Here is a 16,504-nt window from a genome sequence, read left to right on the forward strand (position 1 = left end):
TGCCGGACAGCGTGCCCGTCACCGAGCCGACGACGTTGCCGAGCGAGCCGGCCGCGCCCGATACGGTGCCGGTCACGCCGGCCGCCGCGCCGCCGCTGCCGACCGAGCCTTGCAGGCCGCCCGTCAGCGAACCGACCAGGTTCGTGACCGGCGAGAGCAGGCCGCCGCCCGACGCGGTGCCGCTCGCCGTGCCGGTCGCACTGCCCGACAGGCCGCCGAGCAGGTTGGTGACCGGCGTGAGCAGGCCGGAGAGGCCCGCGACCGGCGTCGTGCCCGAGGTACCGGACGACGTCGAACCGGACGAACTGCTGCCCGAGCTGCTGCCGACCGTGGCGCCGAGGCCTAGGTTCAGGCCGAGCGAGCCGGTCAGGTTCAGCAGCGGCCCGAGCGGGCTGGTGGCGCCGGTGCCGCTGGTGCCGTTGAGCAGGCCGCCGGTGGCCGTCACGGTGTTGCCGAGCGTGGTGACGACGTTGCCGAGATCCTTGCCGATCTGGTTGCCGGTCGCGTTCGAGATCGCCGCGCCGGCGGTGCCGAGGCCGGCGCCGAGCGTACCGAGCAGCGTGTTGACCGGCGCGCCGAGGCCGGTGGCCGCGCCGACCGTCTGCGTGGCGTTGGTCAGGCCGTTGGTGATCGGGTTGATCAGCGTGGCGACCTGCGTTTCGATCTGCTGGACCGGCGCGCTGCCGAGCACGGTGCCGAGGCCCGTTCCGACGTTGCCGACCACGCCGCCGAGCGTGCCGACCGTCGAGCCGAGCGCTCCCGTGACCGGGGCCAGCGGCGCGAGCGGGCCGTTGCCGAGGGCGGTGACCGCGCTGCCCAGCGATTGGACCGCGCTCGAGGCGTCCGACACGAGCGTGGTGGCCGAAGCCAGCGTCGGTCCGAGCGGGTTGGCCGAGGTGCCGATCTGGCCGAGGCCGTTGGCGAGGCCCTGACCGAGCGAGACGACGCCGTTGCCGAGGTTGTTGACCGCGACGCCCACGCCGGCCGTGGTGCCGCCGGCCAGTTCGGGGTTGACGACGGCGACCTGGGAGCCGGTGTCGGCGACGGTCGTGCCGGTGGCGGTGACGACGTTGCCGAGCTGCTGGATGATCGTGCCGAGGGGGTTGGAGCTGGTGCCCGAGGTGCCGGAGGTGCCTGACGTACCGGAGGTGCCCGACGTACCGGAAGTGCCCGAGGTGCCGGAAGTGCCTGACGTACCGGAGGTGCCCGACGTACCGGAAGTGCCCGACGTACCGGAAGTGCCCGACGTACCGGAGGTGCCCGACGTACCGGAAGTGCCCGACGTACCGGAAGTGCCCGACGTACCGGAAGTGCCCGACGTACCGGAAGTGCCCGACGTACCGGAGGTGCCCGAAGTACCGGAGGTGCCCGACGTGCCGGAGGTGCCTGACGTACCGGAAGTGCCCGACGTACCGGAAGTACCCGACGTACCAGAGGTGCCCGAGGTGCCGGAAGTGCCCGAGGTGCCGGAAGTGCCCGAACTTCCCGACGAGCCCGACGTACCCGAACTCCCCGAGGACCCACCGGACGACCCGCCCGACGTGGTCTGAATCCCGAGGCCGCCGCCAGCCGGCGTGTACAGACCGTCGGTGCCGCCGCCGCAGCCTTGCAACGCGAGCAGCGACGAGGCGCCGAGGGCGATCGCGGTCTTCTTGAATAGCGTGCGCATGATGTCCTCACAGAAAAAGAAAGGTTCTGTAAGGGCAGGCTGCAAATTCCGGGCCACGCCGTCCGATTCGGCAAAACGAGAAAATTAAAGAAATATCGTCCGAAAATTCCTTTTTTATTCGTTTTAAATGCGGAAATTTCCGAGAATGGTCAACACGAAAAATCGGATGTTCCCGCGTGCTACGTTACGCCGCGCGTGGCGGCGTAACGGCACTGCCGGGCACGCCCCGCTGCGGGAGCGCGCCCGGGGCGGCGATCGTCACACCAGCCCGGCCGGCCGTCGCGTCGCCGGAATCGGCGCGTCGTCGAGCGCGCCGAGGAAGCCGGCTGTCCACCAGTGCACGTCGTACTTGCGGATCTCCTCCAGCAGCAGCGCGTGGCGGCGCACGCGCTCCTCGAGCGGCATCGTCAGCGCGGTATGGATCGCGCGCGCGGTGCCCTGGATGTCGTACGGGTTCACGAGCAGCGCGTCGGTCAGTTGCTCGGCCGCGCCCGCGAAGCGCGACAGCACCAGCACGCCCGGATCCTTGCTGTCCTGCGCCGCGATGAATTCCTTGGCGACCAGGTTCATGCCGTCGCGCAGCGGCGTGACGAGCGCCACGCGGCTCGCGCGATAGAGGCCCGGCAGCGAGGTGCGGTCGAGGCTGCGGTGGATGTAGCGCACCGGCATCCAGTCGAGCTCGCCGTAATCGCCGTTGACCGAGCCGCACAGCGCATCCATTTCCTGACGCAGGTGATCGTAGGCGTCCACGTCCTCGCGGCTCGGCGCGGCGATCTGGATCAGCGTCGCGCTCTTGCGCATCTCGGGGTAGCGGTCGAGCATCTCGCGGAACGCCTGCACGCGGTGCGGCAGCCCCTTCGAATAGTCGAGCCGGTCCACGCCGAGCAGCAGCTTGCGGCGCGAGTATTCGTCGCGCATCTGCTCGTAGACGTTCAGGCCGTCGTCGTCGGTGGCCATCTGCGCGAAGCCGTCCACGTCGATGCCGATCGGGAACGCGCCCACCCGGATGGTGCGGTCGAACGCACGCAGGTATTCGCCGTTCACCAGTTCGGCGTTGGCCTCGGCTTCGGCGTAGCGCACGAAATGCGTGACGTCGGTGTGCGCCTGGAAGCCCACCAGATCGTAGGCGAACAGCGAGCGCATCAGCCATTCGTGTTCGGGAATCGCCGCCATCACGAGCGGCGGCGGCACGGGAATGTGCAGGAAGAAGCCGATCCGGTTGCGGCAGCCTTGCGCGCGCAGCTCGGTGGCGAGCGGGATCAGGTGATAGTCGTGCACCCAGATCACGTCGTCGGGCTGCAGCAGCGGCATCAGCTTCTGCGCGAACAGGCGGTTCACGCGGCGGTAGGCGTCGCCGAACTGCACGTCGAAGTTGGCCAGATCGAGCCGGTAGTGGAACACCGGCCACAGCACGTTGTTCGCGTAGCCGAGGTAGTAGTTGTCGTAGTCGCGCTGCGACAGGTCGATGGTCGCGAGCTTCATGTTGCCGGCGTCGCGGATCTGCACGTCCTGGCTGGCCGGATCGGCTTCGGTGAGCTTGCCGCTCCAGCCGAACCAGATGCCGCCGCGCTGCTGCAGGCTTTCGTTCAGCGCGACGGCCAGGCCGCCGGGTGCTTCGTTGTCCGGATCGGCTGTCCGGTTCGATACGACGATGAGACGGCTCACGAAACTCTCCTGATGAACGGTGGTGGAACGCGCGATCCGCCTCTCGGCGCCGCTGCGATGGCGGGCCGGGCAACCGTCGGGCAGGCATCGGTCAACGCGCCTGACAAGGCAGGGCGGCGCTGGCCGATACGAACCCGGCGCGAGGGGATCGGACAGGACGGTGACGCGGTCCGGCGTGGGCCGCATCTCGCGCGGGCACGCGGCGAGACGGGATACCGGGCACGGCGCGAAACCCGCCGCGGCAGGCCGGGCAGCGGCGGTGCCGGGCGTCGTGCGCGGCGCCGGGCCGGACGACGAACGAGCCCAGCGTACACCATCAATAAGACGTGCGTTCAGGACGCGCGGGGGCGCAAGCCACCCAATGTCGCATTCGGCACCGTCGACATCAGCGTGTGAATCGCGAAGCTGACGTCCGCGTGCGCGAGGTCGAACCACACCGCCATCCGCTCGCGATGCGCGTCGATATGCGAGACGTAGACGCCGAGCGGCGAGCGCAGCAGCACGCGGCGTTGCGCGCACAGATACTCGGCGTCGCCTTCGAGCGTGATCGGCAGCAGCACGCGCGGGCTGTCCTCGCGAGCGAGGGGCTCGGCGCGGCGTGCCGGTTGGCGGGCCGCGCGCATCGGGCCGATCGAGGCGGCCGGGCGAAGCGGGCGGGAAATCGGCGTGACGGACGCTGCACTGCGGGAGACGGGCATGATGTCGGCGGCGAACCGCGGTAACGAACATGGGCTCACGTTACGCCGGGGCGCGTAAACGTCTCGCAAAAATATCGGGGGAGGCGGCAAAGAAGCGGCAAGCGTCAGGCTGGACGGTGCGCAGCGGCGCAAGCGGCCGTGTTGCTTGCGCGATGGGGCGGGGGCGTTGCAATCGATCGCGGCGGTGGCCGGTGGCGCAGCGGACGGCTGGGCCTGAGGGGTTCGCCGCGTTGCCGGCCGACGAATTCGATGCGGTGCAGCAATCCGCGTGCCTGAAACGACACTAAAAAGGGCGGGTTTTCCTACCGCGCGGGCCGCTCAGGCTGCGGCGTCACGCATCGTAGCCCGATTCGGCCGCACCCGCGCCGGCCGAATCGCCGCGCTGGCGGTTCGCCACGAAATCGTTGACCAGCGCGATCGCCTTGCGGCACGCGTCGAGATCGAGCGCGTGGATCGTGCTGGCCGGATCGAGCCCAAGCTGGGTGGCGAGCCAGCGGATGCCCTTGGCGCGCGCCTCGAACGCGTTGCAGCCGTCGCGGCGCATCTTGGCGGCCACCAGCGGCTCGAGCGCCGCGTGCAGATCCGATTTCGCCTGCCTCAGCTCGGCGTTGGCGAGCCGGCCGAGCGGCACGTGGCGGCGGCTGCGCGGAAACACGCCGATCCAGGCGTCGCACGGCGGGCAGACCCACAGCTCGCCGTGCTCGTCGCGATACGGATAGGCGGCATCGCCGAAACGCGCAAGCTGCGCCTTCTCGCCGCAATAGTCGCAGACGGGTTGAGGCAGGGCGGGAACGGGACGGCCAACGCGCATGACGGGAAGATCGGCGAACGGGATCGAAGTGGAATCAGCGCACAGTATAAGGATCTCGCCGCGCCGCCCGCCATTCGGCCGAACGGGCGCGGCAGCGCGTCGCGCCGGCGCGTCAGGCCAGCACCACGCCCTGCGGGTCGCAGATCCGGTTGCGGCCGGCCGTTTTCGCGTGGTACAGCGCGGTGTCGGCCAGGTTGACGAACGCGGCGTCGCTGGCGGCGGCCGCCTCGCGCGTGGTGACGATGCCGATGCTGACCGTCACGCGCCCGTAGGCGCTGGCCGCGTGCGGCAGCGCCAGATCGTAGATCGAGCGCCGCACCTGCTCGCCGAAGCGGGCCGCGCCCTGCGCATCGGTATCGGGCAGCGTCACGACGAATTCCTCGCCGCCGTAGCGCGCCATGCTGTCGGTCGCGCGGCGCGCGCACTGGGCCAGCACGCGGCCGACCTCGCGCAGCACCTCGTCGCCGGCCGGGTGCCCGTAGTGATCGTTGTAGGCCTTGAATTGATCGATATCGACGAACAGCAGCGCCAGCGGCCGGCCGGTTCGTTGCGCACGCAACCACTCGCCGTGCAGCGTGGCGTCGAACGCGCGGCGGTTGCCGAGGCCGGTCAGCGCATCGGTGCGCGTGAGCCGGTAAAGCTGCTGCTCGGCCTGCTGGCGCAGCCGCAGCTCGTGCGCGAGCAGCATCGAGCCGGCCGCCACCACCAGCGAGAACACCGCGACGATCGCGCCGAGCCGCTCCGCGCGATGCCGCCATTCGAGGTAGATGTCGCTTTCCGCCGGCGCGACGTCGACGATGATCGGCAAGGCCGGCAGCCGCTTGTAGACGTACAGCCGCCGCGTGCCGTCGAGCGAGGCCAGGCCCGACACGGCGCCCTCGGGCTGGCGCATCGCATCGAGATACACGGTGGAGCGGCTGACGTCGCGGCCCACCATGCTGGTGTCGAACGGCAGCCGCGTGATCAGTGCGCCGTTGGTGCCGAGCACGGCGGCCGAACCGTGCGGGCCGACCGACAGCCCGTCGAGCAGCGCGCGGAAATAATCGACGCTGAGCGCGCCCACCACCACGCCGCCGAACGAGCCGTCGGCGTTGTCGATACGGCGCGACAGCGTCAGCATCGCCTGCCCGCCGTGCAGCGGCGACGCGTACGGCTTGCTGATGTAAAGGCCGATCTCGGGATGGTCGCGGTGGATCGCGATGTCCTCGCGCGTGCCCAGATTGACCGCCGGCGGCGTATCGGAGCGCGAATCGAGCACGACGTTGCCGTTGGCGTCGACCACGTAGATCGTGCCGAGGTAGCGCCCGGTGGTGGCGCGGTCGAACAGCACGAGGTTGCGCAGCGTGGGCGGCAGCGCCATCACCGGCGGCTGACGCATGCCGTCCACCACGGCCTGCAAGGACAGATCGTATTGTTCGACGCTGCGCGCGATGTCGCGTTCGAGCACGAGCACCAGGTTGCGCGCGTTGCCGGCCGCGCGCTGATACGCGTCCGAGCGCGACTGGAACAGCACCAGCGCGCAGAGCGCCCAGAAGAACACCAGCAGCAGGCCGCCCGTCAGCAGCACGCCGGCCGGGCTCAGCAGGCGCGAGACGGCCAGCTTCCACGAGCGGGGCGTCGGGTCGGGCTGGCGGTCGGCTGGCATCGGGATGTCGGACGGAACGATCTCTGGGATGAGCGAACGATGACGCTGCGCGGGCAACGGCATGCAACGCGATTATCGGAGGAAATCGGCGCTTCGTGCGTGACAGTGTCGAGGCGATGCCGAATCAGTGGCGCGCGCGAAACAGCGCGGGCCGTGACGCGGCGCAGCATCGTTGCGCGGGCAGGGATCGCCGCCGCGCCCGCGCACGGCGCGCGGCGTTCAGATACTGAGATCGGACAGCAACTGATCGGCCAGGAAATCGCACGGCGGCCGGTTCGAGCGCGCGCTGCGCGCCAGCACGATGTCGAGATCGGGCAGCGCCGGCAGGCCGTGCGCCGGCCCCTGCTGCGAGAAATGCGCCGGCACCGCGCAGCGCGCCAGCGGCGCGACCGCCAGCCCCGCCTCCACCATGCTGAACAGGCCCATCAGGCTCGGGCTTTCGTACGACGTGCGAAACGCGATGCCGGCCGATTCGAGCGAGCGAATCGCGTTGGCGCGCGCCACGCTGCCCGCGCCGAACAGCGCAACCGGCAGCGGCCGCTCGTCCCACACGGCGCCGCCCGACGGCGGCCCGGCCCAGACCATCGGCTCGGCGCGCACGAACGCGCCGTTCAGGCCGCGCATGCGCGTCACGCAGGCCAGGTCGATCTTGTTGTCCTTGAGCAGCGGCGCGAGCGCGCGGCTCGGCAGCCCGACCACCTGGATCTCGACCTTCGGATAGCGCGCCGAGAACTTGCGCAGCACCGGCGGCAGCAGCGACGAGGCGTAATCGTCGGGCACGCCGATCGTCACGCGGCCCTTGACCTCCGGGTGGACGATCGCGGCCCAGGCCTCCTCGCGCAGCGCGAGCAGGCGGCGCGCGTAGGCGATCAGGGTTTCCCCGTCGGGCGTGACGGTGACGTTGCGTGCGCCGCGCACGAACAACTGCTTGCCGAGCGACTGCTCGAGCGCGCGGATCTGCATGCTCAGCGCCGACTGCGAGCGATGCACGCGCGCCGCGCCGCGCACGAAGCTGCCCGCATCGGCCACGGCCACCGCCATGGCCAGCACATCGAGATCGAAGGATTTCATCGCCATCAGAAAATCTGAACGAAATGATCAATATAACGCGTTTGTCTGATTGAAGGGCACTGCGCATACTGGCTTCGCCTTCACAGCGGAGATGCAGGGATGTTTGCGGATTACGATGAATTCCGGCGCCAGGGGATGCGCCTCGACATGTCGCGCGGCAAGCCTGCGCCCGAGCAGCTCGACCTCGCGACGCGGCTGTTCGCCGAGGCCGGCGACCCCGGCTGGCGCGCGCGCGACGGCGCGGATTGCCGCAACTACGGCCTCGGGCTGGGCCTGCCCGAGGCGCGCGAATTCGGCGCGGCGCTGCTCGATGCCGACGCGGCGCAGGTGGTCGCGGCCGGCAATTCGAGTCTCGAACTGATGCACGACGTGCTCGCGTTCGCCGTGCTGCACGGCCTGCCGGGCGGCAGCCCGTGGCGCGGCGGCGAAGCGGCGATGCTGTGCCCGGCGCCGGGCTACGACCGTCATTTCGCGATCTGCGAGGCGCTCGGCATTCGCATGATTGCCGTGCCGATGCGCGACGACGGCCCCGACATGGACGTGGTCGAGGCGCTGGTGCGTAGCGACGCGTCGATCCGCGGCATCTGGTGCGTGCCGCGCTACAGCAACCCGACCGGCGCGGTCTATTCGGACGATACGGTGCGCCGGCTCGCCGCGCTGCCGGCCGCCGCCGCCGATTTCCGGCTGATGTGGGACGACGCCTATCGCTTCCACCACCTGACCGACGCGCCGCGCACGGTGCCGGACATCCTGCCGGCCTGCGAGGCGGCCGGTCATCCCGATCGCGCGTTCGTGTTCGCGTCGCTGTCGAAGGTCACGTTCGGCGGCGCGGGCGTGGCGTTCCTGGCCGGCTCGGCGCGCAACGTCGCGTGGTGGGCGCGCCATGCGGCCGTGCGCTCGATCGGGCCGGACAAGCTGAACCAGTTGCGGCACGTTCACGCGCTGCGCGACCGCGCCGGGCTGGAAGCGTTGATGGCGGGCCATCGGGCGCTGCTGCGGCCGAAGTTCGAGACGGTGGAGGCGGTGTTCGCGGAGCGGCTCGGCGGGATTGCCGAATTGAGCTGGACGCGGCCCGAGGGCGGCTATTTCGTCAGCCTCGATTTGCCGCCGGGGCATGCGAAGCGCGCGGTGGCGCTGGCGGGCGAGGCCGGGCTGGTGCTGACGCCGGCCGGCGCGGCGTTTCCGCTCGGCGACGATCCGCTCGACCGGCATCTGCGGATCGCGCCGTCGTTCCCGTCGCCGGACGCGGTGCGCGCGGCGGCGCATGGCATCGCCGTGTCGGTGCGGCGGGCGCTGGAACTCGGTTGAGCGGGCGAGGGGCGGCGGGCCGGCCCCTTCAGTGCTTCAGTGTTCTTCGCATTTCAGGTTGGCCTTCGGCACGTCGATCATGATCGGATAGGTGCCCTGATCGAGATCGACGCGCGCCACCACGGTGGTGACGGCGCTGTCGCTGTCGTCGTAGACGCTCACGCGATCGTGCCGCAGGCTGGTCAGGCCGGCGCAGCCCGAGGCGCGGCCTTCGTCGGAAATCTTGCAGGTGATCTGGTTCGCCATCAGATAGCGGAACTGGTCGCTCTGCGGCAGCTTCAGATATTCGCGCAGGCTGGCCGGCGTGCCCGCCACGCCGGTGGCGGTGCCGATCGCGCAGGGTTCGGCGGCGGCGCCGCTTGCGGCGGTATCGGCCAGCGCGGCCGTGGCGGACAGGGCGCAGGCCGCCGCGAGGGCCGATGCGATCAGAGGCTTCATGGTGCGGGTCCCGGTGCTGGATCGAAGTGCGCGATTGTAATCGGATCGCGCGCGCGGCGTGGCCGGGCCGGGGCCGGCTGGCGCCGCGCGGGAGCGCCGGGTGCCGTCAGCGCCCGGTGGCGGCGCGCATGGCCGGCTGCGTCAGATCCGGCGCGGCCGCCGCGGCTTGCGCCGCTTCGCCGAGGATCCAGTCGGTGGTGGCGGCCGGTTGCGTGACGGGCAGCATGTGGCCGCCGTCCACCAGCGTCAGCGCGACGCTGCCGAGCTTCTGCTTGAGGCCTTCGCCGTGCTTGCGGTAGCTCAGAATGCCGTCGTTGCGGCCGTACAGCACGCTGACCGGCACGCCGAGCGTCGGATAGCGGCGTTCCATTTCGGGCAGATCCTCGGGCGCGGCCACCAGGTCGGACGACGCCGCATAGAACGCGTTCGGGCGCAGCCCCATCAGCCCGCCGCCCTTGATCGGGAAATCGCGCGGCACCGGCTCCGGCGCGAAGATCGCGTCGATCGCCTTGCGGCTTTGCAGGATCATCACCGGAATGCCCATCGTCAGCGACGCGAAGCGGCGCAGCGCCGCCGGGCGCAGCTTGAGGCCCTTGAACGCTTCCGGCGGCGTGGTTTCGGTGTGCGTGAGCGGTGCGATCAGCGCGATGCGGCTGATCGCGTCGGGATGGTCGAGCGCCACCGCCAGCGAGATCGCGCCGCCGAGCGAGTGGCCGACCAGCAGCGGCTTGTCGAGGCCGAGCGTCTCGATGAAGCGCGCAATGGTGCGCGCCTGCGCATACACGTTGGCCCGCGAGGCCGGCCCGCGCGTCGAGCGGCCCGAGCCCGGGCGATCGACGAGGATCACGCGGTGCGACTGCGCCATGCGCGGCAGGTCGAGGTAGGCGAAGTTGCGCAACTGGCCGCACAGGCCGTGCACAAGCACGATCGGCGGGCCGCTGCCGTAATCGACGTAATGCAGGCGGTCGCCGTCGACATCGATGAATTGGCCTTCGGGCGGAAAGCGGCGCGTGATCTGGTGCGCGGTGAACAGCGTGAACGCGTACAGCACCACGAATACGGCGACGACGATGGCAATCAGTTCGGCAATCACGGCAATCCCCTTTTCTTATCGGACGGATTCGGAAGCGGTGCGGCCCGTGGCCGGCTCGGCCGGGCGGCGCGAGAAGCGCATCGCGCTGTCGGTCAGCGAGCCGAAGCGCAGCAGCGCGAGGTCGCGGGCGTAGTTCTGATGCGATTTCCACGGGTTGCGCGCGCCTTGCCGCGGCAGCAGCGCGGCGGCCCGCTGGATATAACCGGAGCTCAGGTCGACGGCCGGGCCGAGCGACATCGCCGGATCGTCGAGCGTGGGCGTGCAACTGTCGTAGCCCTTCTCGCGCATGTGGTTGAGCAGCCGGCACACGTACAGCGCGATCAGCTCGGCCTTCAGCGTCCACGACGCGTTGGTGTAGCCGAACGAGGTGGCCAGGTTCGGCACGCCGCTGGCCATCATGCCCTTATACGAGACGGCCTCGCCGAACTCGACCGGCCGGCCGTCCACGCTGACGGTCGCGCCGCCGAGCATGCGCACCTTGAGGCCGGTGGCCGTGACGATCACGTCGGCGTCCAGCGTCTCGCCGCTTTTCAGTTGCAGGCCGCTGGGCGTGAAGCGGTCGATCTCGTCGGTGACGATCGACGCGCTGCCGCCGCGCAGCGCCTTGAACAGGTCGCCGTTGGGCACCAGGCAGAGGCGCTGATCCCACGGGTTGTAGCGCGGCGTCAGGTGCTTGCCGACATCGAAGCCGGGGTTCAACTGGCGCTGGGCCGCGCGCAGGATGAAGCGTTTGGTGGCGTCCGGGCGCTTGCGCGCGAGGCGGTACACGTACATCGACAGCATCACGTTCTTGGCGCGCACCAGCCGGTGCGCGAGGCTGGCCGGCAGCCAGCGGCGCAGGCGCATCGCGAGCTTGTCGCGGGCCGGCAGCGACACGATGTAGGTGGGCGAGCGCTGCAGCATGGTCACGTGCGCGGCCTGCTGCGCCATCGACGGCACCAGCGTCACGGCGGTCGCGCCGCTGCCGATCACCACCACGCGCTTGCCGGCGTAATCGAGATCCTGCGGCCAGTGCTGCGGATGGACGATGCGGCCGCGATAGCCGTCCATCTCGGGCCAGCTCGGCGCGTGGCCGTTCTCGTAGTCGTAATAGCCGCTGCACATGTAGAGGAAGCGGCAGGTGAAGCGCAGCGCTTCGGTGCCGTGGCCGTCGGTGCGCGTCACGTCGACCTGCCAGCGCGCCGTGGCCGAATCCCAGTTCGCGCCCGTCACGCGGTGGCGGTAGCGGATCGTGCGGTCGATGCCCGATTCGCGCGCCGTGTCGCGGATGTAGTCGAGGATCGTCGCGCCGTCCGAGATCGCGTTGTCGCTGTGCCACGGGCGGAAGCTGTAGCCGAGCGTGAACATGTCGGAATCCGAGCGCACGCCGGGGTAGCGGAACAGATCCCAGGTGCCGCCCATCGCGTCGCGGCTTTCGAGGATCGCGTAGCTGGCCCACGGGCAGCGCTCGCGCAGATGCCAGGCCGCACCCACGCCGGACAGCCCGGCGCCGACGATCAGCACGTCGAAATCGGTGCGCTGCGATGCCGAGGCCTCGCCGCCGCTCGCGGTACGCGGGGCGGGCGGGGGCGCGGTGCGCGGTGTGTTCTCGTGGGCCGTCGCGGACGGCTGCCAGCCGGTGGTGGTGTTCATGCGGCATCCCTGGTGGTGTTGGACGGCGCCGCGCCGGCGCGGCCCGCGCCGTGGCGCTGCAGATTGCGTTCCCGCGATTTACGCACGAAACGCAGCACGAAGCCTTGATAGGCGGAACCGAACAAGCGCGAGAGTCGGTCGAGACGGCGCGCGTCGGCGCCCACCAGCACGCGCCGCGCGTTGCGTTCCACGCCGGCCAGGATCTGGCGCGCGGCCATGTCGGCCGTGGTGGCGGTGATCAGCTTGTTGGAGGCGCGGCGGTGCGCGTCCGGGTCCTGCCCGGTCAGCGCGTGGATGCTCGTGTCGACGCGCGACGCGTTGACGATATTGGTGGCCACGCCGCCCGGATGCACGCAGGTCGCGCTGACCGGCGCACGCTCCAGCTCCAGTTCCATGCGCAGCGCCTCGGTGAAGCCGCGCACCGCGAACTTGCTGGCGTTGTAGGTGCTTTGCGTCGGCATCGCGATCAGCCCGAACAGGCTCGAGGTATTGATCACGTGGCCGTCGCCCGATTCGTGCAGGTAGGGCAGGAAGGCCTGGGTGCCATGCACCACGCCCCAGAAGTTGATGCCCATGATCCATTCGAAATCCTGGATCGAGACGCTCTCGGCCGGTGCGGCCAGCGACACGCCCGCGTTGTTGAACACGAGGTTGACGCGGCCGTGCGCCTCGCGCGCGGCCTTGGCCCAGGCGAACACGGCTTCGCGCGAGGCCACGTCGAGCCGCTGCGAGGTCACGCGCACGCCGTGCGCATGGCAGAGCGCCACGGTTTGCGCGAGTCCGATTTCGTTGATGTCGCTCAGGGCGAGATGGCAGCCGCGTCGGGCAAGCTCCACGGCGAGGCTGCGCCCCATGCCGGAACCGGCCCCGGTGATCGCGGCCACCTTGTTCGAGAAATCCTTCATCGCATGCCTCCCGGGGCTTGCCGCCCTGCCGAATCGCGGCTTAAATGTGGTGTTGAGCGTCACCAATTTAATGATGACAGTGAGCGATGTCAAATAACGGAATGGAGAAATCCCTCGAAACCGGCCGGAAGGGCCGCCCGTATGGCGGCGTGGCGCCCGAGGCGCGCGCCGCCGAGCGGCGCGACGCGCTGATCGGGGCCGGCACGCGCCTGTTCGGCACGCTCGGCTTTCGCAAGACCACGGTGCGCGCGATCTGCCAGGAGGCGAAGCTCAACGATCGCTACTTCTATGCCGCGTTCACCGGCACCGATGCGCTGTTGCAGGCCACTTACCAATATCACGCCGTGCGACTGCGCGAGGCGGTGGCGGCGGCGCTCGAGGCGGCCGGCGACGGGCTCGAGGCGCGCGTCGACGCGGGCCTGCACGCGTTCTTCGCGTTCCTGCGCGACACCTGCGCGGCGCGCGTGCTGCTGCTCGAAGTGATGGGCGTCAGCGCCGAAACCGACATCACGTACCAGCGCAACCTGCTCGAATTCGGCAAGCAGATCGTGGCGGTCGCGCGCGTGACCGATCCCGGCGATCCCGAGCAGCGCGCCGACGCCCGGCTGACCGGCCTCGCGCTGGTGGGCGCGATGACCAACGCCGGCGCGTCGTGGCTGCTGACCGGCTATCGCGATCCCGAAGAGCGGATGGTGCGCAACTGCCGCCGCGTGCTGCTCGGCACGCTGGCGATGTTCGATGCGGATCGCGGGGCGGACGGCGAGCCGAGCCGCCACGCGGCACCGGCCGGCACCTGAGGCGCACCGGCTCACCCGCCGAGCCGCGTCTTCAGCATCTCGATCACCGCACGCACCTTCGCCGACGGGTGGTGCGTGGACGGATAGATCGCATGAATGTCGGCCTTCGGCAGCGACCAATCCGGCAGCAGCCGCACCAGCGCGCCGGTCGCCACGTCGTGCTCGACGGCGAAGCTGGTGGCCGTGCCGAAGCCGCAGCCGGCCAGCAGCGCGGCGCGCACGGCCGGCGTCGAATTCGAGGCGAAGCGCCGCCGGCAGCGCAGCCGCGTGCGCGTGCCGTCGTCGTGCTGCAACGGCAGTTCGAGCCGCTGCATCGAGGAGAGCGTCGCATATGGCCAGTCGAGCAGCGCGGCCGGTTCGCGGGGCAGGCCGAGCCGCGCGATCGCGTCCGGGCTGGCCACCAGCCAGCGCTCGAAGCCGCCGATCCGCACCGCGCGATGGTTCGAATCGGACAGCTTGCCGAGCCGCACCGCCAGATCGATGCGCTCGGACACCAGATCGACGAGCCGGTCCTCGCAGATCAACTCGATATCGAGTTCGGGGTGCGTGCGATTCAGCGCGACCAGCGCCGGCGCCACCACCAGCGCGCCGTAGTCGATCGGCGCGCTGACGCGCAGGCCGCCGCGCAGCGGCCCGGCGTCGCCCGCGATCGCGCCGAACGCCGCCTCGGCCGTGCTCAGGATCTCGCGCGTCGCCTCGTAGAGCGTGCGCCCGGCTTCGGTCACGCTGAGCCGCCGCGTGGTGCGCACCAGCAGGTTCGCGCCGGTCTCGGCCTCGAGCCGCTGCATGTGCGTGCTGACCATCGTCTTGGCGATGCCGAGCCGTGCGGACGCGGCGGTCAGCGAACCGGTTTCGACCACGGCCGCGAACACGGCCAGCCGGTTCAGGTTGACGTTGCGGATGTCGATCACTGTGATTGTCCAATTTTGATGGATTGTATTTCGCTGATTATCCATCTTTCGTGAACGACGCAGTGGGCTTAGGCTGTCGGTACACGTTGCAGGGCGGACGTTCAGCCGTTCAGCCCATCGCGACCCACGAACCGAACCGTCTACCCCAAGGAGTTGTCATGTCGTCCACCGCTCGCCCTGCCGCCCCGATCCGTCTGTATCGCGCGCCGCTCTCGGGCCACGCCCACCGCGCCCAACTGATGCTGTCGCTGCTCGATCTGCCGCACGAGCTGATCGACGTCGATCTGGCCGCGGGCGAACAGCATTCGGCCGCGTTTCTCGCGCTGAACCCGTTCGCGCAGGTGCCGGTGATCGTCGACGGTGACGTCGTGCTGGCCGATTCCACCGCGATCCTCGTCTATTTGGCCAAGCGCTACGGCGATGCGTCGTGGCTGCCCGAAGACCCGGCCGGCGCGGCCGCCGTGCAGCACTGGCTCGCGCTCGCCTCGGGCCCGATCATGTACGGCCCGTGCGCCGCGCGGCTCGTCACGCTGTTCAACATGCCGTTCGATCACACGAAATCCGTCGAGACCGCGAACAAGCTGCTGACGACGCTCGACCAGGAACTGGCCGGCCGGCGCTTCGCGCTCGGCGAGACGCGCACCATCGCGGACGTGGCCGGTTATTCGTACATCGCCCACGCGCCGGAAGGCGGCGTGTCGCTCGCGCCGTATCCGAACGTGCGCGCCTGGCTCGAGCGCGTGGAGGCGCTGCCGGGCTTCGTCGGCATGCGCAAGTCGCCGGAGCCGGCGCTGGCCTGAGCCGGCGCGGTGCGTCGAATCCGTTGATCGGGAGCGAGAGCCATGAGCGATGCCGCCAGCACGATCGAGCGCGCGCCGGTTGAAGCGGCCGACGCGCGACGCTCGGCCGACGGTTCGCCCGACGGCTCGCCGTTCCACGCCGGCGAGCTGGCCGTGCAGCGGCAGGCCGGCGTGAGCGACTTCGCCGATGCGGCGGGGCGGGTCAGCATCCGCGCGTTCATGCCCGATCAGCACCGCACGTTCTTCGCGAAGTTGCCGTGGTTCGTGGTGGGCGGCGTCGATCGCGACGGCCAGCCGTGGGCCACGTTGCGCGCGGGCGAGCCGGGTTTCGTCGATTCGCCCGACGCCCGGACGCTGCGCCTGCAGGGCGGCGCGCTGCGCGACGACCCGCTGGCCGGCGCGTGGCAGCCCGGCGCGCCGTTCGGCGGGCTCGGTATCGAATTGCCGACGCGGCGGCGCAATCGCATCAACGGCACGGTCGCGGCGATCGATGGCGCGACGATGTCGATCGCCGTCACGCAAAGCTTCGGCAACTGTCCGAAATACATCCAGTGCCGCACGCCCGAGCCGGTCGCGCTGCCGGATCCCGCGCCGCCGCTGCGCCGGGCCGACGCGCTCGGCGAGGCCGAGCGCGAGCTGATCGCGCGCGCCGATACGTTCTTCGTGGCCAGCGCCAATCTCGATGCCGACGCGCATGCGGCGCGCGGCGTCGATGTCTCGCATCGCGGCGGGCCGCCGGGCTTCGTGCGCGTCGACGACGCACGCACGCTGACGGTGCCCGATTACGCGGGCAACCGCTTCTTCAATACGCTCGGCAATTTCGCGTCGAATCCGCGCGCGGGTTTGCTGTTCATCGATTTCGCGCGTGGCGATCTGCTGTATGTGGCGGCCGAGGCCGAGATCGTCTGGGACGGGCCGGAGCTGGCGGCGTTCGAGGGCGCGCAGCGGCTCGTGCGCTATTGCTTGCGCGAGGTGCGGCGCAGCGAGGCGGCGCTGCCGTTCCGGTGGTCGGAGCCGGAGCTGGCGCCGCAGTTCGCGAGCGAGGCGGCGGTGGCGGCCGC

At 70.3% G+C, this 16,504-nt stretch carries 15 protein-coding genes; 4 read left to right on the forward strand and 11 right to left on the reverse strand.

Annotation, left to right across the window (positions count from 1 at the left end; translation table 11 throughout):
- The 6 genes from G3N92_RS19845 to G3N92_RS19870 all read right to left on the reverse strand — a co-directional run.
- Positions 1-1,669 (reverse strand): collagen-like triple helix repeat-containing protein (locus G3N92_RS19845; protein WP_206129263.1); only part of this gene is annotated, 1,669 nt, incomplete at its 3' end.
- Positions 1,670-1,927: 258 nt separating this feature from the next.
- Complete coding sequence (otsA, locus tag G3N92_RS19850; RefSeq protein WP_206129265.1) at positions 1,928-3,334, reverse strand: alpha,alpha-trehalose-phosphate synthase (UDP-forming); 1,407 nt, start codon at positions 3,332-3,334, stop codon at positions 1,928-1,930.
- Positions 3,335-3,666: 332 nt separating this feature from the next.
- Complete coding sequence (locus G3N92_RS19855) at positions 3,667-3,957, reverse strand: hypothetical protein (RefSeq protein ID WP_241014908.1); 291 nt, start codon at positions 3,955-3,957, stop codon at positions 3,667-3,669.
- A 406-nt stretch (positions 3,958-4,363) separates the two neighbouring features.
- Positions 4,364-4,843, reverse strand: coding sequence for a zinc-finger-containing protein (locus tag G3N92_RS19860; protein WP_206129269.1), 480 nt, complete (start codon positions 4,841-4,843; stop codon positions 4,364-4,366).
- Positions 4,844-4,955: 112 nt separating this feature from the next.
- Complete coding sequence (locus G3N92_RS19865) at positions 4,956-6,488, reverse strand: diguanylate cyclase (RefSeq protein WP_206129271.1); 1,533 nt, start codon at positions 6,486-6,488, stop codon at positions 4,956-4,958.
- A gap of 219 nt (positions 6,489-6,707) precedes the next feature.
- Positions 6,708-7,559 carry a LysR substrate-binding domain-containing protein gene (locus G3N92_RS19870; protein ID WP_206129290.1) on the reverse strand — a complete coding sequence of 284 codons (852 nt, stop codon included), beginning with the start codon at positions 7,557-7,559 and terminating at the stop codon, positions 6,708-6,710.
- A gap of 99 nt (positions 7,560-7,658) precedes the next feature.
- On the opposite strand from G3N92_RS19870, the gene G3N92_RS19875 reads away from it, so the two are divergent.
- Entirely contained in the window at positions 7,659-8,867 is a 1,209-nt protein-coding gene (locus G3N92_RS19875; RefSeq protein WP_206129273.1) for an aminotransferase class I/II-fold pyridoxal phosphate-dependent enzyme, read from the forward strand.
- 36 nt (positions 8,868-8,903) lie between these two features.
- On the opposite strand, the gene G3N92_RS19880 is transcribed toward G3N92_RS19875, so the two are convergent.
- From G3N92_RS19880 to G3N92_RS19895, 4 genes are all read right to left on the reverse strand, one after another.
- Positions 8,904-9,305: a hypothetical protein gene (locus G3N92_RS19880; RefSeq protein ID WP_206129275.1), complete on the reverse strand. Its 402-nt coding sequence runs from the start codon at positions 9,303-9,305 to the stop codon at positions 8,904-8,906.
- A 106-nt stretch (positions 9,306-9,411) separates the two neighbouring features.
- Positions 9,412-10,398, reverse strand: coding sequence for an alpha/beta hydrolase (locus tag G3N92_RS19885; protein WP_206129277.1), 987 nt, complete (start codon positions 10,396-10,398; stop codon positions 9,412-9,414).
- 15 nt (positions 10,399-10,413) lie between these two features.
- Positions 10,414-12,030 carry an NAD(P)/FAD-dependent oxidoreductase gene (locus G3N92_RS19890; RefSeq protein ID WP_206129279.1) on the reverse strand — a complete coding sequence of 539 codons (1,617 nt, stop codon included), beginning with the start codon at positions 12,028-12,030 and terminating at the stop codon, positions 10,414-10,416.
- Entirely contained in the window at positions 12,027-12,935 is a 909-nt protein-coding gene (locus G3N92_RS19895) for an SDR family NAD(P)-dependent oxidoreductase (protein WP_206129281.1), read from the reverse strand. The genes G3N92_RS19890 and G3N92_RS19895 overlap by 4 nt, the downstream gene beginning before the upstream one ends.
- A 101-nt stretch (positions 12,936-13,036) precedes the next feature.
- On the opposite strand from G3N92_RS19895, the gene G3N92_RS19900 reads away from it, so the two are divergent.
- A complete protein-coding gene (locus tag G3N92_RS19900) occupies positions 13,037-13,732 on the forward strand; it encodes a helix-turn-helix domain-containing protein (RefSeq protein ID WP_206129282.1) in 696 nt (231 codons plus the stop codon).
- An 11-nt stretch (positions 13,733-13,743) separates the two neighbouring features.
- Here G3N92_RS19900 and G3N92_RS19905 read toward each other — a convergent pair whose 3' ends face one another.
- Positions 13,744-14,643: a LysR family transcriptional regulator gene (locus G3N92_RS19905; RefSeq protein ID WP_206129284.1), complete on the reverse strand. Its 900-nt coding sequence runs from the start codon at positions 14,641-14,643 to the stop codon at positions 13,744-13,746.
- 158 nt (positions 14,644-14,801) lie between these two features.
- On the opposite strand from G3N92_RS19905, the gene G3N92_RS19910 reads away from it, so the two are divergent.
- Together G3N92_RS19910 and G3N92_RS19915 are read left to right on the forward strand one after the other, a co-directional pair.
- Positions 14,802-15,443 carry a glutathione S-transferase gene (locus G3N92_RS19910; RefSeq protein WP_206129286.1) on the forward strand — a complete coding sequence of 214 codons (642 nt, stop codon included), beginning with the start codon at positions 14,802-14,804 and terminating at the stop codon, positions 15,441-15,443.
- Between the two features lie 42 nt (positions 15,444-15,485).
- Positions 15,486-16,504 (forward strand): pyridoxamine 5'-phosphate oxidase family protein (locus tag G3N92_RS19915; protein ID WP_206129288.1); only part of this gene is annotated, 1,019 nt, incomplete at its 3' end.

It is taken from the genome of Burkholderia sp. Ac-20379 (assembly GCF_017104645.1).
Taxonomy (GTDB): Bacteria; Pseudomonadota; Gammaproteobacteria; order Burkholderiales; family Burkholderiaceae; genus Burkholderia.